Source organism: Halobaculum saliterrae, assembly GCF_009831625.1.
Taxonomy (GTDB): Archaea; Halobacteriota; Halobacteria; order Halobacteriales; family Haloferacaceae; genus Halobaculum; species Halobaculum saliterrae.
The window spans coordinates 46,685-69,667 of the sequence record NZ_WUUS01000003.1 but is presented as its reverse complement, the minus strand read 5'-3'; the positions used below and the strand labels follow the sequence as shown (position 1 = coordinate 69,667).

The 22,983-nt window shown below is 62.3% G+C and carries 14 protein-coding genes and 1 pseudogene; 8 read left to right on the top strand and 7 right to left on the bottom strand.

The features are described 5' to 3' along the window. Nucleotides 1-7 precede the first annotated feature (7 nt). Nucleotides 8-856: an AAA family ATPase gene (locus GRX01_RS05205; RefSeq protein WP_201289516.1), complete on the bottom strand. Its 849-nt coding sequence runs from the start codon at nt 854-856 to the stop codon at nt 8-10. 274 nt (nt 857-1,130) lie between these two features. On the opposite strand from GRX01_RS05205, the gene GRX01_RS05200 reads away from it, so the two are divergent. From GRX01_RS05200 to GRX01_RS05190, 3 genes are all read left to right on the top strand, one after another. After that, a complete protein-coding gene (locus tag GRX01_RS05200) occupies nt 1,131-5,483 on the top strand; it encodes a hypothetical protein (protein ID WP_159664168.1) in 4,353 nt (1,450 codons plus the stop codon). 160 nt (nt 5,484-5,643) lie between these two features. Next, nucleotides 5,644-7,482, top strand: a complete 1,839-nt coding sequence (locus tag GRX01_RS05195; RefSeq protein WP_159664166.1) for a protein kinase domain-containing protein — start codon at nt 5,644-5,646, stop codon at nt 7,480-7,482. Between the two features lie 155 nt (nt 7,483-7,637). Next, a complete protein-coding gene (locus tag GRX01_RS05190; RefSeq protein WP_159664164.1) occupies nt 7,638-9,131 on the top strand; it encodes a protein kinase domain-containing protein in 1,494 nt (497 codons plus the stop codon). Nucleotides 9,132-9,183: 52 nt separating this feature from the next. Here GRX01_RS05190 and GRX01_RS05185 read toward each other — a convergent pair whose 3' ends face one another. Both GRX01_RS05185 and GRX01_RS05180 read right to left on the bottom strand, forming a co-directional pair. Continuing rightward, nucleotides 9,184-10,074, bottom strand: coding sequence for a metallophosphoesterase (locus GRX01_RS05185; protein ID WP_159664162.1), 891 nt, complete (start codon nt 10,072-10,074; stop codon nt 9,184-9,186). 109 nt (nt 10,075-10,183) lie between these two features. Then, entirely contained in the window at nt 10,184-13,078 is a 2,895-nt protein-coding gene (locus tag GRX01_RS05180; RefSeq protein ID WP_159664160.1) for a protein kinase domain-containing protein, read from the bottom strand. Between the two features lie 300 nt (nt 13,079-13,378). Here GRX01_RS05180 and GRX01_RS05175 point away from each other — a divergent pair, with 300 nt between their 5' ends. Continuing rightward, entirely contained in the window at nt 13,379-14,893 is a 1,515-nt protein-coding gene (locus tag GRX01_RS05175) for an outer membrane protein assembly factor BamB family protein (protein ID WP_159664158.1), read from the top strand. Here the strand turns inward: GRX01_RS05175 and GRX01_RS19110 are convergent. Beyond that, nucleotides 14,851-15,204, bottom strand: coding sequence for a hypothetical protein (locus GRX01_RS19110; protein ID WP_233740928.1), 354 nt, complete (start codon nt 15,202-15,204; stop codon nt 14,851-14,853). The two genes, GRX01_RS05175 and GRX01_RS19110, sit on opposite strands and share 43 nt — an antisense overlap. Here GRX01_RS19110 and GRX01_RS19595 point away from each other — a divergent pair. Together GRX01_RS19595 and GRX01_RS05170 are read left to right on the top strand one after the other, a co-directional pair. Continuing rightward, a pseudogene (locus GRX01_RS19595) lies at nt 15,112-15,624 on the top strand (serine/threonine protein kinase); the annotation flags it as partial. The gene GRX01_RS19110 and the pseudogene GRX01_RS19595 overlap by 93 nt on opposite strands. Nucleotides 15,625-15,672: 48 nt before the next feature. Beyond that, complete coding sequence (locus GRX01_RS05170) at nt 15,673-17,340, top strand: DUF4332 domain-containing protein (protein ID WP_321167916.1); 1,668 nt, start codon at nt 15,673-15,675, stop codon at nt 17,338-17,340. A 67-nt stretch (nt 17,341-17,407) separates the two neighbouring features. Here GRX01_RS05170 and GRX01_RS05165 read toward each other — a convergent pair whose 3' ends face one another. Together GRX01_RS05165 and GRX01_RS05160 are read right to left on the bottom strand one after the other, a co-directional pair. Further along, entirely contained in the window at nt 17,408-18,802 is a 1,395-nt protein-coding gene (locus tag GRX01_RS05165) for a serine/threonine-protein kinase (RefSeq protein ID WP_159664153.1), read from the bottom strand. A gap of 45 nt (nt 18,803-18,847) precedes the next feature. Next, nucleotides 18,848-19,657, bottom strand: coding sequence for a TCP-1/cpn60 chaperonin family protein (locus tag GRX01_RS05160; protein WP_159664151.1), 810 nt, complete (start codon nt 19,655-19,657; stop codon nt 18,848-18,850). 398 nt (nt 19,658-20,055) lie between these two features. Between GRX01_RS05160 and GRX01_RS19590 the strand changes: the two genes are divergently transcribed. Next, entirely contained in the window at nt 20,056-20,988 is a 933-nt protein-coding gene (locus tag GRX01_RS19590; RefSeq protein ID WP_159664149.1) for a cold shock domain-containing protein, read from the top strand. Nucleotides 20,989-21,032: 44 nt separating this feature from the next. On the opposite strand, the gene GRX01_RS05150 is transcribed toward GRX01_RS19590, so the two are convergent. Further along, nucleotides 21,033-22,739: a 5'-methylthioadenosine/S-adenosylhomocysteine nucleosidase family protein gene (locus GRX01_RS05150; RefSeq protein ID WP_159664147.1), complete on the bottom strand. Its 1,707-nt coding sequence runs from the start codon at nt 22,737-22,739 to the stop codon at nt 21,033-21,035. Nucleotides 22,740-22,764: 25 nt separating this feature from the next. On the opposite strand from GRX01_RS05150, the gene GRX01_RS05145 reads away from it, so the two are divergent. After that, nucleotides 22,765-22,902, top strand: a complete 138-nt coding sequence (locus tag GRX01_RS05145) for a hypothetical protein (protein ID WP_159664144.1) — start codon at nt 22,765-22,767, stop codon at nt 22,900-22,902. The last annotated feature ends 81 nt before the right edge of the window (nt 22,903-22,983 follow it).

Genomic DNA, 22,983 nt, shown 5'->3' with positions numbered 1-22,983 from the left:
GGTCGAATCAGAGCCGTTTCTGGATGTACGTCTCGACGAGCGATTCGTCGTATTCCGAGACCCGTGCGACGAGTTCGCTCTCAGCGGCGGTTCGGAGGCTCATGAAGTCGTCTTCCATGAACCGGGCGATCCGAACCAGTTCCCGGGTCGTTACCGGCGTCGAGAGCTCCCCGTCCATGTAGGCCTCTCGGAGGCGTCCGGCGAGACTGACGAGGGATTCGATCTCCTCACGACGTTCGGGGCCGAGATCCGTCCGTGAGAGGATCAACGCCGTCTCGACGTCCTGCGGGAGGTACGCCAGCTTGACGTGCCGGAACCGGTCCTCGAACGCCTCGTTGAGTTCGTACGTGCCTTGGTACCCGGGATTGGCTGTCGCAATAACGCGGAACTCCTCGTGCGGCGTGATCGTTTCGCCGGTCTGGGGGATCGTGAGCGTTCGAGTGTCCTTGCCTTCCATTACGGCGTTGAGCGCTGCGACGGTGTTGGCATCGGCCGCGTTGATCTCGTCCAGAAGGAGGATCCCACCTTCTCGGACCGCCCGAGTCAGCGGCCCGTCGATCCATTGGGTCTCAGTGGTGCCTGCATCCGAGCTAAGCAGGTGAAGGTGCCCCAGAAGGTCCTCTCGATAGGTGGTCTCGGAGAGTGTGATACGAAACAGTGGCCGGTTGGTTCGCGCACAGAGGAACTTCGCGAGATAACTCTTGCCGACCCCGGGGGGACCCTTGAGAACGACGTTCATTCCCAACGAGAGCGCTTTCGTGACGATCTCGACGTCTGTCCGGTCCCCGGCAACGGTCCGCTGGTGGTACGTGTCCTGAGCCAGCGTCGGGATCATCGGATGGCCGGTATCGGTCATCACCGGGAGCTCCTCGACTGTCTCCTCGGTGGGTTCACCGACAGTATGAGAGGGAGTTCGGCTGTTCTCGATCGAGGTGGGTGGATCTTCAGATGACATTGGGTACGAGAGGCATGAAGTGGTGCTACTGTACCGAGTGCTGGACGAGACAGTCACCAACGGAAGCGTATCACACCGATGACGTGAAGGAGTAAATATCTTCTTCCGGCGTGGAACGGACTCACGACCCAGGCCTGGGGAAAGCCTATGTCTGTGTGTTTCCGACACCAGCCCCATGCGGCGCGCGGCTATTGAGCGACAAGCGTTCGCTCTCCATGCCGGGACCTCACCACCCGAGACTGTACTGGAGAACGTGTTGCCCGGCCTCCAGTCAGAGCCCCGGCTAGTCCGAACCCGCGCCCTGGAAGTCGCCGTCGAGGCTGCAGTCGACGTCCCAGACAAGGCCGGAACTGTCAGTACCGTACTGCGGGACGCGATTGACGACGGGCCCCCGCTCACGATTCGTGAGATCGAACTCCTCCTCCCGATCGCGCAGGAACGTCCGCGCGCACTCGCCGATTGTCTGCAGTCGCTTTTCGACGTGCTCTCAGGGTCCGACAGGTACGATGACACCAGCGGGCTCTTCGATTCGGACGAGACCAACCGACGGAAGCTCGCCGCGTCTTCGGTGATCGCTGCTGCGGTCGACGGCTCGCCCGGGCTCCTGCAAGGTGCGGTCCCGACACTCGTCGAACTCAGCGGGCTCGAATCAGCATCCGAACGCCGGTGTCTGTGGGTGCTCGCCAGACTGGCCGAGGAGACCCCGTCGATCGTCCGCCCCACCATTGCGAAGCTCGTCTGGACGCTCGAAGACGGGTCACGGCAGGACCGAATCGAGGCCCTGTCTCGCTTGGCGACACTCGGCCGGGTTGTCCCGGCCCGGGTCCCCGATCAGGCCATCGCCACAGTCGCCAGGATCGCTGGGAAGGGAGCCCCGGAAGTCAGAGCAAGGGCCCTGTACACGCTAGCCGCTGTCGGTGGCCGTCCGTCGAGAGCCCTCCGACGCCATGCGTTCGACGATGACGGGATCGACGGCGGATTTATCGGCGACGTACCCGATCTAACCGACGAACTAGTCGGGGACGACCCGTCCCCGCCTGGGGTACCCAGAGGGTCGGGGATCGCTCCCCACCGATCGTGTCTGATCGACGCTTGTACCGACCAAGTGCCGGCTGTCTCAAGGGCGGCACAAGATGCCGTGATCGCCCTCGGTCGGGAGTCACCAGCCTGGCTCCGATCGCATACCGAGGTCATCGAGATACTGATCACTTCAGACTCACCGCTCGATCGGGAGGCTGCTGCGTCACTCATCCAGCGATCACTCGCGGAAGCTCCCGGCGACTACCTGGATCGGTCCTTCGAGCGGCTCCGCCGGCTGATCGGAGACACGGAAGCGAGTGTCACCTACCGCGCCACTGCTGCACTCGGGTCGCTTCTGTCGGAGCTGCTTGACAGGGAGTCGCTCTCTTCGGAAGAGGCTCCCAGTGTGGGCGTCGTTTCGAGAACTCTGTTCGGTCGGTACCTCACCGCCGACCGAACGCTCAGAACGGTGATATCCGACAGCTTCGAGCCGATCGAGATGAGCGATCTCCCGTCTGCCGCGCTCGACTCCGGTGTGGACGGAACGCTTCGGCGAATCGAACGTGTTGATCTGGACGATATCGTCGCTAGTTCTCATGGACGGTTTGACGTCGAACGCGACGCGTCCGATACCGAGTGGTCGGTGGACGAGGGATCGTTCATCGATCTCCTCGAGTTCTCAGCCCGGCTGCTCAGACTGACGGACCGGACAGACAGCCGATTGGCAACGGCGATCGGAGGCTTTCTCGAGTCCGAGGAGTGGGATCACGCCCGCCTGTTGTCGACCGTGGCGGCAGCAGAGCGCTCGCTAAGGGAAAGTTCAGTGTCGATCAGCGATCTGTTGGAGACAGCCTACTGGTCTCCCGGCGTGTACGGGGAGGGCGACCTTCGGGAGGAGGTCTTAGAGACCATTCAATCCGTGGACACACTTGATCCGGAGCAGGTGGCGCCACTCGTTGCGGACATCACTACCGACATCGTCGAAGAGGAGACGCCGTACTGGACGGGCGCCGTCGCAGTCGACGCCGTCGAGGAGGTCTTTCTGGAGCATCCGCCAGTGGCTGAGCACGCACGGGACGGGCTGTTCGAGATCGCCCGAACGGCCGAAAACGAGCACGCGGGAGCAGTCACACGGCTCCTCGCCACAGCGTTGTTGGTTGCTCCACCACGCGACCCCGATGGGGTCGTACGGCTCCGCGACGAGCTTGAGGCAGTGTCCACTGATCCGACGGTCGAAACCTGGCTGGCTACAGCACTGCTCGTCCTCGCCCCTGAGCAACGATCCCGGGACCGTGCCGCCGACCGACTCCGATCGCTCAGGGTTCGGGCGATGAACACGACACTCGGGACCGCCCTCGGTGTCGTCTGCACGACCACCGGGTCGCTTCCACGAGTGCTTTCGGAGCCACTGCTGCAATCCAGCCCCGATGCAGTCATTGACGCCCTCCAGCGGCTCGACAGCGCGCCCTGTGTCGATGAGGAGGCTGTCGACGAACTCGTTCGTAGCTTAACCGTGGAACTGGACCCGAACTCGCGCGACGAACTCGCGGCACTGCTCGGGTCGCTCACCCGACACACTCGCTCGGCGCTGCGAACGAGAAGTGAGTGGGACCGCCTCCTGTGGTTCTGTCCTGAAGCGGAGCAACGCTCGGTCCTTCGCTGGTTGACCGAATCCGGGGCGGACGGATCCGGGCGGGCAGGCGACGGCAGTGGGGACAGGTTCCGTCCCTTCCAGACGCACCCAAACACTGAGATACGTGGTATCGCATCGGCGGCTCCCCGAGTTGGGGTCGGGGGCGAAGCCACAGCCGGAGACAGCAAGTCCGGATTCCGAACCCACTCCCCGAGGGTTGCCTCTGCCGGTCTGGATCCCTCCACAGCTTCGCTGCCGAACGCGTCCCGAATGCAGGTTCCACTCTCACCGCAGTCATGCGCCAGGGTGAGTGTGAACTGGGATCGAACACGGGCAGGCCAGACCGATACCACGATCTCGAAGCTGCTAGCCGAAACGGTGACACACGGAGACCCTGACGAGACCATCGCAGGGCTTGAAGCTATCCAGTGGTGCGTGGAACACGGTGCCGTTGACTGGGACGTCGTCGAAGGGACGGTCTACGATCATCTCACCGATAGATGGCGTGTCGTCAGGCGGACGGCTGCTCGTGTGTTGCTACGGGGGACTTGGGCAGGGGTTGCCGATCCGGACCCGGATTTCATCGCCGACCGAATCGCGACGGATGACGCTGCCAGAGGGGTTTTCACCCAAGTCTTAGTGGCCTCCTCCCCGGGGCAATGGCCTGCACCGAGACGTACGGCAGCCGTGCTCGTCGAGTTCCTCCTGAGTGATGCACCCCACTCGGAGCGCCACGCCGCCGGGCGCACGCTCGAGGAGCTTGTCGGAGCGGCTCTGGATGCTGTTTCACGATCGATCCTCAACGGTGTCGAAGCCCTCGACGACGGCGAGGGCGACAGCCTCGCAGCGTACTACTTGTTGAAACTGTTCGATCGCTTGGTCGACGACCACGATCACCTGGCTGATGACATCGCCGGGTACGTGGAAGTGATCTTGACGACCGAGTCGACCGCGGCACCGGCAGCACACGAGAACGGTCGGACAGTGGGCCCGATCGATCCCCTGGCAGTTCGCCCCGTCGACAGGATCCGGATTTACCGGACCGCCGTTCGGGTGGCTGCCAACGGTGGGTTGCGGGCGTATCGTGGAGTCCTCGACCCACCTGACTACCTCGACACTGACGATGTGCTCACCGTCGAAGGCGTGACCTCATTCCTTCGAAACGCCTCCGACGACGCAGTGCAGGAGATCGGGCCCCGCGTCCTGGCTGCCCTGACAGCCGAGCAGCTCGAAGCGTTCCAGGCAGCCTGGCTTCGAGACGAGACCATCCGATCGACCGCGCTGGCTGCCAGACGCGTCACCGTGATCCCGTTGCTGGCTGAAGCGGCTGAGAGCACTGCACAGCCCGGCGACGGCCACCGGCCTCGATATGTCGATTTCGTCATCGAAGCGTTGACCGCCGAACCGGCGGAAGTACGGGTTGCAGCCGTCGAGTCTCTGTCACGGCTCTCGGCGCTGGGTCAGTGTCCAGTCGACGAGCTCGTTGCACATCTGCTCGGGCGGGCATCGGACCCGAGTGGCTGGGCCCGTCGGGGCACCGCCGAGGCTCTGGCGGAACATGCTCAACGGGGGCAGTTGGACGGTACGTGGCTTCACGAATGGGCCAGTCACGAACTGACCGGCCAGCGAGACCTGCGAGCCCGAACTGCAGCGATGCTGCTTGGGGCACTGGGAGTCAGCGAACCTAGTCTCCGTCGTGAGTGCTTAGAGACGGCAACGAATGTATTCCCGACGGGCAGGGAGCAACTCGATGACCGGCTGGTGAGTGCTGTCGACCGACTCTTGGAACCGTCGCCGACGTTGGCTGACGGACTCCCCTCGGCGCTAGCGGAGCGACTGGATGGGGAAAACTGGAACTCTCTCCCCTCGGGATGACAGATACAGTTGGCCCAGCGGTCGTCGAGCCAGCAGACTCATCGCTCTCTCGATAGCTTGTACTCCCACATGCGAACCGACGGCCTCCGCGCGGACCCACGGCCCGGTGTATTTTGCTGAGGGAACCCATAGCCTGCGGTGACTGATGGACCCGGGACGTGTGCGGGAAACGATCGAGTCGGTCTACGACCCCCATGAGGAGCGCGAATTCGACGAGTGGGACCTCGATGGCTATGGTGCGGTGCTACGGTGTGTCGCAGCGAATCGGTCGATCGAACTGGACGGAATCTCCGCGGAGACGGGCATTTCGAGCGACCGCGTTGAAGGGATCGCCGGCGTAATGGAGACGTTGGGTCTGGTCGAGTGGTCGTTCGGCGAGGAGGAGTCGACGGTCGAGTCGACCCCGACGACGTGGTCGATCCTCCTCCGGTCGGGGTACCACAGCGACGTCGAGCGAGTAGTCGGGGAGAAAGCGCGTCTCTCGCCGGAAGAGCAGCCTGAGTTCGTCGAGATGCTGGCGTATCTCGCCGGCCGAGCCACTGCTGTCGGAGTAGTCGAACTCAGCAACGAACTCGACGTCGAGCACGAACGAGTTCGCGAACTACTCCGTACGGCAGAGGAACTCGCTTGGGTGCAGCCGGACTCCGACGGAGCCGTCGTGACAGAGCGATTCGAGGAGGCACTGGCCGATATCCGGAGTGAAGGACCATCTGAGTCCGGCGACTCGAGTGAACTGGACATCTCGTCGGACAGAGTCGGTCGACTCCTGCGTTCCGAACTGGAGGGTGCGGGTGAGGATCTCGATCTGTACGAGGATACGGTCACGACGATCGCGAAGCACGGTCCGATCGGGCTCGTTCGGCTGTCGAACAGCATCGGTTGTTCACACGAACGGACTCGTGAGTTGCTCCGCGCCCTCAACGAACGCGGGTGGGTGCGTCAGACATCGGATGGCCCGCTTCTCACTGACCGATTCGAGGAAGCACTCTCGGGGAGTGACGCCGCTGAGCCCGATGGTCAACCGACACGATCGGAGGATTCCACCGCGGACGTGTCGAACGCTACGGCAGACACAGCAAGTACCCCCGGGAAACGAGACCGTGATCGGGGCCAGATCGACACCCAGCAGTCCGGTACGGACGCCACCGATGATACGGAACCGCCCGTGTCCTATGGCGACACGTCTGCGACAGCAGTGGGTGAACTCGAGTACTTCGACCTCGAGATCGACAGGCGACTTGGCGAGGGGAGCTTCGGGGAAGTCTCGGTTGCCAGTACCTCCGACAATCAACGGGTTGCGGTCAAGACACCCAAATCCGACGGCACGATCCACGTCGACGCCATCGAGCGCTTCATGTCCGAAGCCGAAACGTGGAATAAACTAGATGATCACGAGCATGTGGTCGACGTATATGGATACGACTCCTCACCGATCCCTCATATCGCGATGGAGTACATGGACGGGGGGAGCCTCAGCGAGCGGGCGGACGGACTCTCTCTGGAACAGGCCGTGACCATCGCTACGTCACTCACTGATGCGATCCTCCACGCGCATAGACGTGGCGTCATCCATCTGGATCTGAAGCCCGAGAACGTCTTGTTCCGGACCGCAACGGACGGCTTAGACGTTCCGAAACTATCCGATTGGGGGCTGGCAAAACGAACACTGGATCCCCGGGACGGGAGATCGGGACTCTCCCCGCCGTACGCAGCGCCGGAACAGCTCGACGACTCGATAGGAGAACTCGACCAACGGACGGACGTGTATCAATTGGGCGCGTTGCTGTACACGCTCACAACGGGAGCGCAGCCGTACACAGGTCCGACAGCTACCGTCCCGCAGTCAGTGGTTCGAGACGATCCGCCCGTCCCCAGCCATGAACGGGCTGTCCCCTCAGCGCTTGATGAGATCGTTACCACCGCCATGGCGACAGACCCGGCAGACAGGTTCGAGGACGTCATCTACCTTCGAGACCGGCTGACAGGACTCTCAGTTTGAAATCCGGTCGCGTTCTCGAGGACCTTCGACTTCGTCTGGGGCCCAGACGAGTAAGAACTGGACTCAGGCTTAGATACTTGGTCGTTCAAGTACAGGTCTCCGTTGGTGAACGTCGCTCAACCCCGTTTCCGGAATGAATCATGAGAGACGAACGTGTGCCAGATGTGACGGAGTTTGCGTCGCCGCCACGACAGTCAGTCGACTATCGGACGATCGAGAAGGAGCAACCGATCGGTCGTGGAGGACAAGCTGCTGTTTACCGTGTGACTCTCACCGAGGAGTCTGGTCCAAATCACATCGCGTTGAAAGAACCTCTGAGATCTGGAACACTCTCTGCAGAGGCTCAGAAGGTGTTTCTTTCGGAAGTGGAGAATTGGGAACTTGTCGACCGACGGGAGCGACACCGGAATCGGTGGTCGGATTATGAGCACATCGTCGGCGTCGTCAGCACGGGCGACCAGCTCCCCTGGATCGCCATGGAATATATGGACGGCGGGAGCGTGGAAGGGCTGTTGGAGTCGAACCCGGCGGGGATCGATGTCGAGCGAGCGATCTGGACAGCTGCGTGTGTCGCCCGTGGACTGGAAATCGCTCACGGGAACGGTATCGCTCATCTCGACCTCACCCCAGGGAATATCCTTCTCAGAGAGACTGGGCATGGGATGTGGGACGTTCCGAAGATTGCCGACTGGGGTCTCGCCCGGTTACTTGCTCAGGAAACTGGAACGATGGAAGCGCTCTCGCCACAGTACGCTGCACCGGAACAGTTCGACCCAGGCGAATACGGCGAACCCGATACTGTAACTGACATCTACCAACTCGGAGCGGTCCTCTACGCGATGGTTACTGGTGACCCGCCGTACACTGGGTCGCGTCTTAACGTCATGCGATCGGTCGTCGATGGGGGCTCTCCACCATCGGTACAGACACATCGTTCTGACGTACCCAGCGAGGTAGATGGCTTGATAAGCCGTGCACTCTCTGCCGAAAAGACCGACCGGTTCGCTAACGTGACCGAGTTCCGCAAGGCGCTGAATGACGTACTCGCTACGGGATGTTCAGTGGATGGTATCCGCCCTGAGGACCGCTCGAGACCGGTTGAACGACCACCGACGGAAACGAACCCAACAGGTTCCACTGAAGTGGCCGAAGGAGGTAGTGAAGCCACAGGCAGTCGGACCGATACCCCGGAAAGTACGTCCGAATTAGCCGAGCTGTCGCGGGTCGACGGGAAAGAAATCCAGAATCTCGAGATGAACGGTATCTCAACAGTCGCGGATCTCGCAGGCGCAGACGAAACCTCGCTCGCTCACGAATTGGATCGGTCTCCGAATGCGGTCGCGAGATGGATCGGTGAAGCAAAAGCCGTCCGTGGGACAGATACATCGCTGACCGGAGATGAACAAACTACCTCGAAGACACCAAAGAAAGACAATAATACAACTGACCGGACCACACCGGCCTCCGAGACAGTTCCATACCACCGACTCGATCGGATCACTGAGGCTGAAGCAAAGGCACTCGCAGCCGTCAATATCACGGACTTACACGATCTCGCAAATGTCGACGACATTGAGATCGGCCGAAAACTCGACCGGTCCCCCAACGCGATCGCGAGATGGCGTGAAGAAGCTCAGAGAGTCCGCTGAAAAAACAGCATACTGAACTCCATTATAGAGCCAAGCCAGCTACCAGCCATCCTCAGTCAGCATCCATAGTCCGCACCCTTGCGCCCGCTGGGGTGTTCACGACGGCGGCCAACTCATCGGGTCGTTCCAGCAACACCGCCTCACCGCCGGGTGATCCGAGGTTCGTCCGAATGACGTTCTCACAGACGACCTGTCCCGTTCGGGTCGGTTCTTGATGGCGCGAATGCCCGACGATTTGCGGCGGCGCGTCAGCGGTCATGTGCTTGAAGTCCATCCATAACAGGCCTGCCGACGGCCCACGGCCGCCGCCCTCCCCGATACCGAACACGGTCTCGTGTTCCGGAAGGATATCGAGGTGATCGTCGTCGTATTGCCCGTCTTCGAACATGGCGCGTAACTTCCCCCCGGCGGTACGCACCGACTCGTTGACGGTCGTCACGTCGAACGAATCAGTGCTGCCGGCGTGTGCGTAGGTGTACCGATAGCCATCGAAGGCGGCCGTGATCCGACCCGCTGCAACGTGAGTAACGAACGCCCGTCTGAGGTCGCGGTCAAGTTCGATACTGAACACGCCGGGCCAGCGGAACCGGTTGGGGAACAGGACCGCCATCTCGTGGTTCCCGAGGTGATACCTGATCCGACCCGGCGGAGCTTCCTCCGCGAGTCGCGTTAGGAGTTCGAGGCACGCACGGTTGTCGGGCCCTCTATCGATCAGGTCACCGTTGATCACGAGCAAATAGTCGTTGTCGGCCCAGTGTAGCCGTCCCTCCTCGTCAGTTGTCACGACCGGTGAGTACACGTCGGTCTCACCGACGGCTGTGAGGGCGTTGCGGGCGGCGTCAAGGTATCCGTGGATGTCGCTGATCGAGACGATCGTGGGTTCCTGTCCCTGTCGTCCGTACCAGTCGACGCTGTCCGGTACCGGACCAGGATCGTACTCCATACTCGTGAGACTCAGCGGGCGATTCTCATCAGTCCAGCGGCCGCACCGGAATTAGTGATCGGTGGACTATCACCAACCTCAGCTTGCGCAGCCGTCGAACCAGTAGACGTCACGGCTTGACCGCTTCCAAGTAACCTCGTTTGCACTCCGGACAGATATCTCCAGCACGGGCCGATCCCTCCTGGAACGAGTCCCCGCACTCTGGACAGTAGTACTCGGCGTCTGTGTCGTCTGATCCTTGACCCCCAACGTCCCGTGTATTCTCCTCTCGTGCTCGCCGCTGGGGTTCGAACGCCGCCGCACGGTCGATCCACAACTCGGCACGTCTCTCGGCGATACTGCTCTTCGCCGCGAGTGTCTGCGCGTCGGTAGCCGCGAGGTCGGCGACCGTCTCAACTCCGACTGCTTTGAGTCGGTCGGCGTATCCCGGACCGATGCTCTTCATCCGGTCGACGGGCACGCCCTTGCCTGCGTCGTCGGGCGTTTCAATGACGTTCGACGCTACGGAGGTACCATCAGTCCCGTCGGCGAGAGGCTCTTTGGTATCCCTCTCATCCGCTCCGCTGGTGGACAGCTCGTCATCTGTCCCCCCGTGCGTTACGCTGGTATTTCGATCGACACTGTTCCCACGGTTTGATTCGTTCACCGAGGACTGTCTGCTTCGCTCGCCGGAGTGCCCGCCTGATGGACTCGTGTGAGTCTTCGGTAGTGTCACCGCGGGAGGGAGACGCCCCCCGGTTCGCGCTGCTTCAAGCGCCTGTCCGAACGCCTTGATCCCGCTGTACCGTTCGGTCTTCTCGCGCTGGAGTGCACGCGTCACGACCGCGTCGACGACGGGCGGGACCTCCGATCGTCGGCGACTCGGCGGTTCGAGAGACTCCGAAGCCACCGTCTCACGCATGATCTCCGTTGGGGTCCCCGTGATCGGCGGGGAGCCAGTCAGGAGTTCGTACACTGTTGCACCGGCGCTATACACGTCACTCAGCGTGTCCGGCTCCCCGAACTCCTCGCGATCCAACTGTTCCGGCGCCGCGTACGCGACGGAGGCCCCGTCCGCGGTCCCGGTTTCGGAAGCGAGTCGCCGAGCGAGTCCCCAGTCCGCGACCTTCGGCCAAGGCCACCCGTCTGTCGTCGAGAGCAACACGTTCTCGGGCTTCACGTCGAGATGAGCGACCCCGGTCTCGTGGGCGACGTAGATGCCCTTGCAGATGCACTCACCGATCCACAGGGCCTGCTGGATGGACAGCCCGTCGGGGTTGTCTTCCAGCAACCCGCGTAGATCCCCACCGTCCATGAACTCGGTTGCAACCCACGGCATTCGTTCGCCGATGTCGAGGACGCCCACGACGTGGTCGTTGTCCGTCCAGCGACCGAGCGTCCGTTCCCGATCGTCGACTGTCGCCCACACGTCTGCCCTGTCGTTAAACGCCTCAACTGTGGAACGAGTGAGCGTGTCGCCACCCAGCGGCTCCCTGAGTGCGATCGTCGTCGAATCGTCGCCCGGCAAGACTGCCCGACGAACGACCGCCTGTCCACCTGTGTCGATCGTCCCTTCGATTCGGATCTCGCCTCGGTCGATCTCCCGCCGACGCGGGCTTGCGACCGATTCGACAGTTGGAATCGGCAGCTCCTCCGTCGGCTGACCGACGGGTCCCCGGCTCTCTTCGGTTGCATGCCGGGTGACAGCTTGAGGATCGTCCGCCGACTCGGACTTATCGGCGGTTCCCGCTGACTGGGTGGCGGCAGTATCGCCGGTGGTCGCTGTCTGTGCGGAATCGGACCCTCGAGATTCGGTCACTTCCTCATCAGCCGTGGGTGAGTCCGATCGCTGGGTGTCCCCATCGAGATCAGGGGATCCACCCGCGCTCGTAACGCGGTCCAGCAGTCGTCCGGCCGTGATCCCGTCGAGTCTGACTAGGAGCTCAGATAACTCAGCGAGCAACCGTTCGTCGCCCGCGTCGACGGCATCGTCCACGATGGGTTCGATGTCATCGCTGTGGAGCCAGACGGCACGCGAGTCTTCGTCGGCGATATTCACGAGGACGCGAACGACCCGGCGTGCCCAACTCCGCGGGAGTGCGTGTGCGGACTCGACGAGGTCCCCGACATGCGTCGCCTCGAAACTGTCAGGTGACGCGATCGAGAGACTCTCGAGCGTATCGACGAGTCCCATGTAGAACGGCACCGTGGAGCCGCGTCCCGACTCCCGCTTGAGCGTGGCTGTCACCTCGTCTACCCAATCGAGAAGGACAGTGGGGCTTTCCTCAGCGAGGCCCGCCAACAGATAGGAAACGGCCTGTAGAACTGGTCGCGATGCCCGTTCGTCGACGAGGATATCGACTAAGTCCGGAACAGCGGGGATGAGCATTCCCCGTGAGAACGCTAGCTCGCTCTCCTCAACCACCATTCCGGCCGCGTACAGCAGTGCGGGAGTGAACTCGTTCGTCGCTCGGTCGATCAGCTCCTCACACTGCTCGCGGTTGAACGTCGTTACGACCTCGAGGAGCAGGTCTCCCGCCTCATTACCGGTGGTCCCGGATCCAGCGTCCCCCTCGATCGCGATCTCCGCGAGGTCGACCACGTCGACCACGTCTGCGTCGTATGTACGACGCACTGCCCCGTCGGAACTGGTCACAACCCTGTCTTCGATGTCGGTCAAGCGTTCCTCCAGCGTGGAGGACTCGGACTTTTCATTCGTTACCGCGATATCTTCCGCCGCCTTCCCGTCATTGGATTGTTGACACTCAATGAGAACGTTGCCGAACGAGTAAGTAAGAACGTGACCATCGGTGGTCGACTCCACTAACGCGTGTTCCTCCAAGAACCGTAACACGTCGCGGACTTCCCGCTGAGTGAGACCCGCCAGCCTCGACAGCTGCACCACCCCTATCGGTCCCTCAGTGGCGACTGCACAGAGCACGTCAACTACTCCCTCGTTGTCAGGTTTGCGCCGCTCCGGAACGGCCGCCTCGTAGGCTGTTTCGACTAACGCTCGGTCGGTCATTCGGTGTGAGTAGCTCGATTCAACTGGCAAAACTGTTTTCCCGTGGGATCTGAGACCGGCCCTCGGAGTGGGTGAAAGGAACCGGGACTCGTCGACGAAACGGCTTTGTGGACACGTCCGAGTCTTCATCCAAACCGAATGTCAGACGAGCGTTCCAGTGAACCAGTACGCGGGTCCGGACGTCCAGTGCTCGGACCTGGTGATTTTGTGTATCTCTCCGTGACGTGGGTCGATCCACCGAACCGGGGGTCGCCGTTCAGTACTCGGGCCGGCGTGTTGCTCGGGAGCGGTCGATACCCTGTGATCGAACGGGAGGTCATCGGTTCGGCGTTGGACACGACGGTGACGTTTCGAGTGGGAACCGAACCGGCGGAGGAGACCGAAGACGAGTCGCCGTCGATGGATGCGCTGATGATTCAACCTGCCCCGTCGATACGAGACGTGTTCGACAGGTCGACGGAACGCATCCTGGAGGAACTCGGATTCGACACCGTCGTATCGTTCCTGCGGGCGGACCCATCGACCGTTGACTCCCCGCTCGTGAGCACGTCGCGGCTCGAACAGCTGCAGAACACCCTCGTGGACTCCGTCGGAGACGCTGATCTGGTTGAGGTAACCATCGATGAGTCGTACCGATGGGACGGTGACAGCCCAGCCGGCGAGTTCGATAGTAACACGCCCGAATTGGAAGCCCGGCTAGGCTCGGGAAACCGAAGCGACACAGCAAACGGAGAGAAGTCCATCACCGAGTGGTGGACGGCAGGGGCCGACTTCGCTCGAACCGGCTGTCGAGGAAACGAATCCCCAGCGTCCCTCGCTGGAACGGAACGCTGGACCGTGAGTCGCATCGACCGCACGGTTGCCGACATCGAACCGGCTGTGATGGACGGCCGGGTGTACACGTGGACGGGTCATGCGTTCGAATCCTATGACGCATCGACCGGGGACAAACTGTGGGAGCAACAGTATCCACTCCTCGAGGACGGCGCCGATGAACCGATGACACCACGACCGCCGGTCGGGAGTGACGGGTCCCTCTTCGTCCCACCGGTGTTGACGACTTTCGATGCGGAAACCGGTGACCGAACCGGGAGCTTCGGTGACTGGGTAGACGACGCACATGTGAGCATTGCCGATGAGAAACTCTTGATCAGCACGACGGACACCGCGCTCCGGGTCGTTCCGCTCGAGGACTCTGTCGACCCGTGGGAGGTCCATCCGAAGGGCGTCGAGGCCGATCCACAACCCCCGGCGTATGACGCAGACACGCAACTGGCTGTCGTTCCGGACAGGTCAGGTGAACTCGTCGGCATTTCACTCGACACGCGATCCGAGGAATGGCGCGCCAAACGGTCCGGTGCGTTTCGAACACCCGCGATCGGGACACACGTGTTCGGGACGACGACTGAACAACTGCTGGAAGCTGTCGACACGCAGTTCGGCGATTCGCTCTGGGCGAACGACGTCACTCACACACCGATCTCTGATCCGGTTGCAACTGATGACCGTGTCTACGTCGCCGCACCGAACGGTGTGTACGGCCTGGACGCCGACACCGGAGAAATCGAGTTCGAATACACGCTCGACTCGACGGCACCCGAATCGGTCCCGCCACGTCCAACCATCGCACGGGAGCCATTCTACCAGCGACGAGTGTTCGCGGCTATCGGCGAGACGCTGTATGCGGTCGACCCACGGAGCGGGGACTGTGAGTGGACGATCCCGTTTGACGCCACCGTGACCACCCAGCCACTGTACGTGAACGGCCGGATCTATCTCCGGACCAGCGACGGGGTGCTCCATGCGATCGAGTGACGTTCCGTCAGAGTCAAGAACTGTCGTGCCTCCGTGTCGGCGTAATGTGGATTGACCTCCGCCGGGACCGGATCCCCGACTTGGACCGGCTCGACACGCCGGGACGCGTGTCGGTCGAGTTCGACACGCTCGACATCGAAGCCCGTGTCGACGGCGGCGGTGCGGCAGTCATTCATCGAGCCGAGCCGGTTCACAGTGACCGCACTCACACGCTCGCGATCAAACAGCCACGCGTCGACGAGACGATGGACGCCGACGCGATGGAGTCGTTTCTGAACGAGGCCGAGACGTGGGACCGGCTCGACGATCACCCGAACATCGTGAAGATCGTCGACTGGGGCTACTACCGGTCGATCCCGACGATCGCCTTGGAGTTCCTCGATGGCGGGTCACTCCGAGAGCGCATCGACGACGGGGGGCCGATCCCGACCGACGAGGCGCTGTGGATACTCGCGCGGATCACGGCTGCGGTCAAACACGCTCACGACAGTCGGATCGCACATCTCGATTTGAAGCCGAGGAACGTCGTGTTCCAGTCGACGGACGGCGAGGTCTGGGACGTTCCGAAGGTGGGCGACTGGGGGCTGGCTCGTGAACTGATCCGTCACTCGACGGTCGATGGGCTGACTCGGGCGTACGCCGCTCCCGAACAGTTCGACAGCGACGAGTTCGGCGACCCGGGGCGACAGACGGACATCTATCAGTTGGGAGTCATCGCATACGAACTCCTGACAGGCCAACTCCCGTACGATGAAACGGGCGTTGCGCTGATGCGGCGGGTGTGTGAGCCGTCGTTGCCGCCGCCACCCAGCGAGGTGAAGCCAGATCTTCCTCCAGTCCTCGATGACGTCGTCCTCCCGGCACTGGAGACAGATCAGTCGGATCGCTACCAAACGGTGTACAACTTCGCCGACGCGATCTCGACGCTCTGGGACGGTGGCTACTTCCCGCCGGTCGTCGCTCGTCGTCGTGACGCAGCAACCACTCCACGTCAGCCAAACGTATCCAAGGACGAACCGTCCGAACCGGACGACGACGGTCACGACGCCGATCCGTCCGCGGGGCACCTCGACGCCGCTCACCGATCGACCGATGCTGTCGATGGCGTTCAGCCATCGGACGCGAACCCGGCGTCGTCGGACCGACCCCCGGCTGAGGAGCCAGCCCGAACTCAGTCGCCACCACGAGATGCGTCGACTTCTGACGACAGGGAGGAGACAGCATCCGAGGGTGGCGGGTCTGACTCACTCACCGATCTCACCGGTATCGGATCCACCCGCTCGACCGCGCTCGTGGACGCAGGAATCGAGTCGATCGAGGAGGTAGCCATGGCGGATCCAGCCACGATCATGGACATCGCTGACTTCGGGGTCCGAACCGCAGCCGACGCTGTGTCCCGTGCTCGGGCCCATCCGGCGGCGGGCGATGTGCGTGCGCGGCTGGAAGCGCGCTTCACCGACACTGGGCCGGCAACGCTCGTGCACGGAGTCGGGGACTCGGTCGCAACCCACCTTCGCTCGGTCGATATCGAGACCGTTAGTGAACTCGCTACGGCCGACCCCGCCGAGGTCGCAGACGAAACCACGATCCCGTGTGGGACAGCGGTCAATCTCGTCTCGATCGCTCGAGACCTCGCCAACTCCGGCGAACACGTTACAGCACTCGATGGAATCGGCGACAAATACAGCGAGCGACTCCAAGATGCGAGTGTTGTGACTGTCGAACAGCTCGCCGAGGCCGACCCCGACGACCTCGCTGCGTCGCTGTCCGTCTCAGAGGCGCAGCTTCAGTCGTGGATCGACCGCGCGAATGACTGGGTCGAGTCCGACGACGGTTCCGTTCCCGACGATCCACCCCCCATGTTTACCGCGCCACGGCTGACTCTCGAGGGAGGCGAGCGGCAGGCACTCGTGGATGACGGGATCGACACGATCGAAGCCCTCGCCGAGAGGGATACCGAGACTATCGCCGAGGTGCTCGATTGTTCTGTCCACCGTGCGAACAGCGTCCGTCGTCGTGCTCAGATCGGCGCAGCCACACCCGACAACTCCGACGGGGACTCGGTGACGGCAGTCCACGGAATCGGCCGAAACTACGCCGGGGACCTCGCGGCACTCGGTATCGAGACCGTCGAGCAACTCGCGGCCACACCGCTCGACCCGCTCGTGGCCGAACTTGGTCGCAACCATAGCGAGGAGCAAGTGCAGGAGTGGATCGATCGTGCGACCTGTCTGTCGGTACGGAGCGATCACGACAGTGAGATCCCGCTCACAGACGTCGGCGGGATCGGATCACCCCGTGCCGAGAAGTTGACCGACCTCGGCATCGAGAACGTCGGTGAGTTCGTGGCCGTGCCACCGGACACCCTGGCACGACTACTGGGATACGGCTACTCGATAGAACAGATCGAGAGACTCCAAGAGAACGCGGAGAGCGTCGTTGAATGAGCGATAGCGGCTTGTCCGGCCGCTCTCCATATCGCGTTCCGTCTGCGTGTGGCTCCGGAGTCTCCTGCTATCTGCTGGGCTTGTTGTGCATTGCCCGAAGCGAATCACCGATGGTGTCCTCAGTGGGTCGTGTCGGCTCTCGGCGGAGCGCTTCGGCTATTGAGGCGGTCCGCTTGGCACCCGTCGTCTCACGGAGATCTCGAATCGCGGCTGCGATCGAATCGGTATGCAAGCCGTGAAGTCCGGCCGCAATGGAGTCTGCACTCCGGTCTCGAGTTGAGTCGTGGCTTCGGTCTCGCGTCCGCTCCTGATCGCGATCGCCGACTTCGACAGCTACCTCGCCGGTTCCGTCGTCTCCGTCGTCACTGGTATCGAAGACTGGCGCCCGCCCCAACTTCGCCGCAGCATTGTTCACACGAGATTTCGCTTCCTTCACGTCCTCGGCCGTGGCGGAATCGTGAGCGGTAGTCTCCGCTGATCGGTGGCCAGACGGAGACGGGTCTGTCGTCGGCGATTGCGCTTGGTCCGGATGTGCGCTTGCGTCCGTCCGTTCAGTCCCGTCGTTGCGATCAGCCGAAGATCGCCCTTCGCTGATGGATTCGAAACACCGCTCACACGCCTCGCCGAACTGTGCGGCCGCCCGATATCGGTCCGCAGGTTCGGGTTCGAGCGCTCTGAGTACGATCGGATCGATCTCGTGCGGCACGTCATCGCGACGCTCGCTCGGGGGCGTCACCGGGTGTGTCCCGTCACCCGACCCCCGCGCAGTTGTCTGGGTAGGGGGAGTACCGACGAGCAGCGCGTACGTAACCGCCCCGAGTTGATAGACGTCAGCCACTGGTCCGACCGACCCCGAGGCAGCACCCGCAGTTTGCTCGGGCGCCGCATAGCCGATCGTGTATCCCTCAGGTTCCTCCGACTCTCCGAGGACCGTCGCGAGACCCCAGTCGACGAGTTTCGGCTGGTCCCACTGCTCCTCGTCGCTTGATGCAAGCAGGATGTTCGAAGGAGTGAGGTCGCGGTGTGCTACGCCTCGGTTATGGGCGTGTTGGACCGCATCTGCGACCGCGCTCGCTATCCACAGCGCCTCGAGTGGGTCCTCGACCGGAAGACGATCCGCGAGCTCCCCTCCGTCGAGATACTCCATCGCGAGCCAGGGACGGGGAGACGGTCCGCTGCCGAAGACCGATGCGATGTGAGGGTGGTCATCGATCCGGTCCCAGTCTTCTGCCTCCGCCAGAAAGGAATCGATAGCGTCCCGTGTGATCGTCGACTCCCAGTCAGGCTGTTTCACCGCGACGTGGTCGACCGGTCCGTCGGGCACATCGGCTCGATACACCGTTGCCGACCCGCCACTACCGATCTCGTCCGTGATGGAAAATTCGGTGAAGGAGACCGACAGATCCGTTCCAGCGTCTGGACTCGGCGGGACCCGTTTGTCGACAGCGGGGTCGAGCGGCATTGAGAGCCCGTTGCGACCCGAAGGATATGAAATGCCGGGGCGTGTCTAGATCCGCTCGTTGATGACCGCAGCACTCCTGAGTAACGGAGCCGAGTCACGCTCAAACTGCAGAACGAGGAGTCCTGCTGCCAGACCGTCGTAGAGGTCGCGAAACAGTAGTTCGCTCTCGGTCCAGCCGCTTTCGTCGTCGACCTGGTCGACGCGTCCGTTCTCAGTCACGCCGTGATCGATCTCGCCGAATTCATGTTGTGCCCGGAGGTCGACTAAGGCGTCGATCTGATCGAGGCCCGTCTCGGACGCGTACCATCGTGGGACCGCCTCGACCACATCCGCGACGGCTTCGACGACCAGCAGCTCTCGGTCGGAGACACTGTCCGCAAACTCCCGAAGCCGCATGGCTAGTTCTGTCGACGTCGCACCTCTCCCGGGGACGTGTTCGTCTGTCCCATCGGTCTCCTCTGCGATGTCATCGAGCAGCTCCATCAGTTGGTCGATCGCAGTCTCAGTTCCGCTGTGGATGTCGGATACGGTCACCTCTATGTCTCGGAGCTTGATGATACTCCGCAGGTAGGTGTATGCCACGGTCCGAGCCTTCCTCGATCGAAGTATCGACTCGACCATGTCGGGGTAGCGTTCCTGCATGAACCCCGGCCTCCTCCTTGCGATCGAGATCGCTGCCTCCGTCGCAGCGACGTGTTCGGTGATCGACCCGCCGATTGAATCCTCAATAGTTGTCAGATCCTGCGGGGACAGGGTTTCATCGCCCTCAATCCGTTCGATGACCGCGTCGAGTTCGGCCGGGACCTCCTCGTCTCCCTCAAACGAATCAGTCACAATGCCGCTCTTGCGGGTCATCTGTGTTAGTTGTTCCCTTGCTGAACGCAGTACGGTTCCAGCGCTGCCTGGCGACAGGGTTGCAACCAGCAGGTGGCGGCGATCGAGGAGGTCGGACCCATGCGCTGGGTGCCCACAGCCTCTCCGGCAAAAGATTGAGGTCGAGGACGACCAGTTGGGTTAATGTACGAGGGACGTCGTGATCCGCTTTATCCGCAACGGAAACCGCTCCGTTGTGATGACCGTTGATAATGCGGTATCATGACCGAGAATTCACGTCGCTGAAACGTGAATCGCCTCGTACGGGCGCAGCCCGGTCCTGATGCGGGCTGTTTCATATCGGCCCGCTCCGTAACAGTACGGACTGGTATCGACAGTTGACCGCAGATTGAAGTCGCTGTGGTCTGACGTTCGCGTGCATGCAGGAGGGGACAGTCGACTACTTCCACGAGACGAGCGGGTATGGATTCATCGAGTCCCCAGCGACGGCAGAAGACGTCTTCTTCCACATGACTGAAGTCGGTGACGAGGACCCAGTCGTCGGGCAGCGGGTTCGATTCGACTACGAGGCAACCGACGAGGGACCGCGAGCGACGGCAATGAAACCCGTCCCGGACTCACCACACGATCCCGGAGGTGGGGTGGAGACTGACGTCGATGCGGAAGGCCCGGACGCAGTGACCCCCTCATCCACAGAAGGATCGACACAGGGGGTTCCGGATGAGACGGTCTCGGATACGGCTGACCATTCGACGAACGACGACAGTCCGTCGCATGGAACGGCTGACAGCCCACGAGCCTCCACAGTTGATGGGGACCGCTCGGATCTTCGGATCCCCTCGACTGATGACCGCGATTCAGTTCCCCGGCCCGATCCGGCCGCAGTAGACGAGCCACTCGACGTGGGTGACCTCGTGTACCTTCGACTCAGTCACGGTGGTACCCCACTCGGCGACCGGCACCCGTTCAGGGACAGCTACACAGTCCTGCTTGGGAAGGGTGACTGTCCGGAGTTGGAGGAGGCGCTCGTTGGCCAATCGGTCGGCACGACAGGACGGATCGAGATCGCTACGACGACCGGAGAGATCAGAATGCCGCTCCGCCCCGGCGACCGGATCGAACCGGCTTGGCTCGCACGCCTAGCCGAAGACGCCGGAGTCGAGACCGTCCGCGAGTTCGTTACGGCGTCAGGTGACCGCCTCACCGACGGAGAGCTCCTTGACATGGAGCAGTTGGCAGCAAAGCAGGCGGAACTCGAATCGGCGGTCGAACACTGGGAACTCGTCGCATACGAGGTCGTCGACGCGGTACGGTGGCGAGAACACGGAGCCGGCATCGCTGGTCAGCGCTGACAGGTCGATACTCAACCCCTGTCAGCGTGATCTCGCTCGTCCAGCTACCTCTCGGAGGGTATCGTGTTCAGCGTTGACTCAGTCACCTGCAGTCCAGCAGTCGGGTCGATGTATCCGTTCACGAGCAACCGGATCCGCTCATCGAGACCGTCGGATCCGAACGCACATTCGATCTCGACGGCGGTCGCGTCATCGGCGGTAACCGACGGCGACCGGGGGTCCTCAGCAGTGAAATGCGATTCGATCCGTATCGTCGTTGGCGTGTTCGCAGAGACTTCGATAGGGTGTTCGATACGTCGAGTACTGTCGACTCGTGTCGGCTGTCGCGATCCGTCGACCAGTATCTCCTGCTGGTGTGGGTCCGACGTGGAACCGGCACTGACAGAGAGATCCACAGCCTCCAGTCGCAGAAGCATCGGAACGGAGACGTCGAACTCCGTTCGCACAGCGATGCCATCTCGTACGGGATCTGACCTGATGACAGGCCCTTCAGAGCGGACGTACCGACGGACATAGTTCGTTGCTGGCCCACCGCCAGTGAGGTCAACGTCCGCAGCCACGAGGTCGCTGGGGTCGCGTGGAGACGCAGCTGCTTGCTCCGACACTGGTGCTTGTGTCTGGTGGACGGCCGGACGCTCTGTCGGTGATGCGGCAACAGGAACCAATCCGTTCGCCAAGAAGTGCGCCACGTAGCTTCCCGCAGCGTATGCCGCACACTCCCGCCACAGTCCGCCCCCCATGTCATCGAGGCTCCCCTTCTCACCATCCGCGAGATCGGAGATCCCCCGAACGACGACGCCGCTGACACCGGTCGCCCGGCCGACTGCCAACAGCACACCCGCCGCTTCCATCTCTACGGCGGCGAAGTTCCGGTTTTGTTTGTCGAGTGTCTCGGTGAAGTCGGTGGACGTAATGACGAACGACCCGGACGCCAACGGCTCGTTGGCAGCTTGCAACGGTAACGAGAACTGATCGGCTCGAAGGGGGCCCTCGTCATGAGTCTCGGTGGAGTCCTCATCAGCCGTTGTTGGCGCCACGACATCCGCGTTCAGGTCTCCTCCCGCCCAGTCTTTGATATCGAGTTCGACCTCCTCAGTCACGGAGATGTCGTCCGTCTTGTCTATCTCCTCTCGAACCCAAGTGGCTACCTGTTCTGTCGTGTCGGTACGCCACGGTTCGTAGTGTGCCGTCTCGTTGCGGAACCGCGCGACTGCCTCCGCGACCTCGGGAGCGGTCGAATATGTCCGCCCGCCTGGTTGCCAGTTGACTAGGGGGAACGTCATGTCGCCGCCCCCCTGTGGCCGGTTCCGTTCATCGTCAGTAGCCTCGGACCCGTCCTGATCTGCTTCGGAGTCGCTCTCTGCGGACCCGTTCGCCATCGTGTCCTCCGCCTCAGTCAGCTTCGACCGGATCTCGTAGTTCGTTACCTCCGTGCCGACGACCACATCACCGAGACCGAAGTCGTCGTCGAGCCGTCCGGCGATCCCGACGAGTGCGACCAACTGGGGGCCCGGTGGGTCGATCATCGAGAGCACACGTTCCGTCTTCTGAGCGGCGTTCGCGTTGCCCATCTGTGACAGAACGATCGCAACGACATCCGACTCGGGGGCGTCGAGCTCGGAATCTGCGATCGAGAGTTCGTAGAACGTGATCCCGTTTCGAACGAACGAACGCTCGACATCGAACACGCGTTTTATTGCATCGAACTCCTCTGCCAACGGGACGACGACGACGACGTCATACGACCGCATTACCCAACCCAGCCCGGACAGGGAAATGAACTTTCCCCCCGACTTCGATGCGGAGGAGACGTTCAAGCAGATCTGCGACACCACCCCTGACAAGCCCGGGAAGACGGTCGAGTGCGAGAACGCCCCCGCCCGGATGCCGTCTAACGGCACAGTGTCTCTCTGAGTGGTTTGCTGTACAGACACCTCAGTTCCAGTGAGTTGCACGCTACCCCGATCTGCGCACAGAACACGAGGCCCGCGAAGC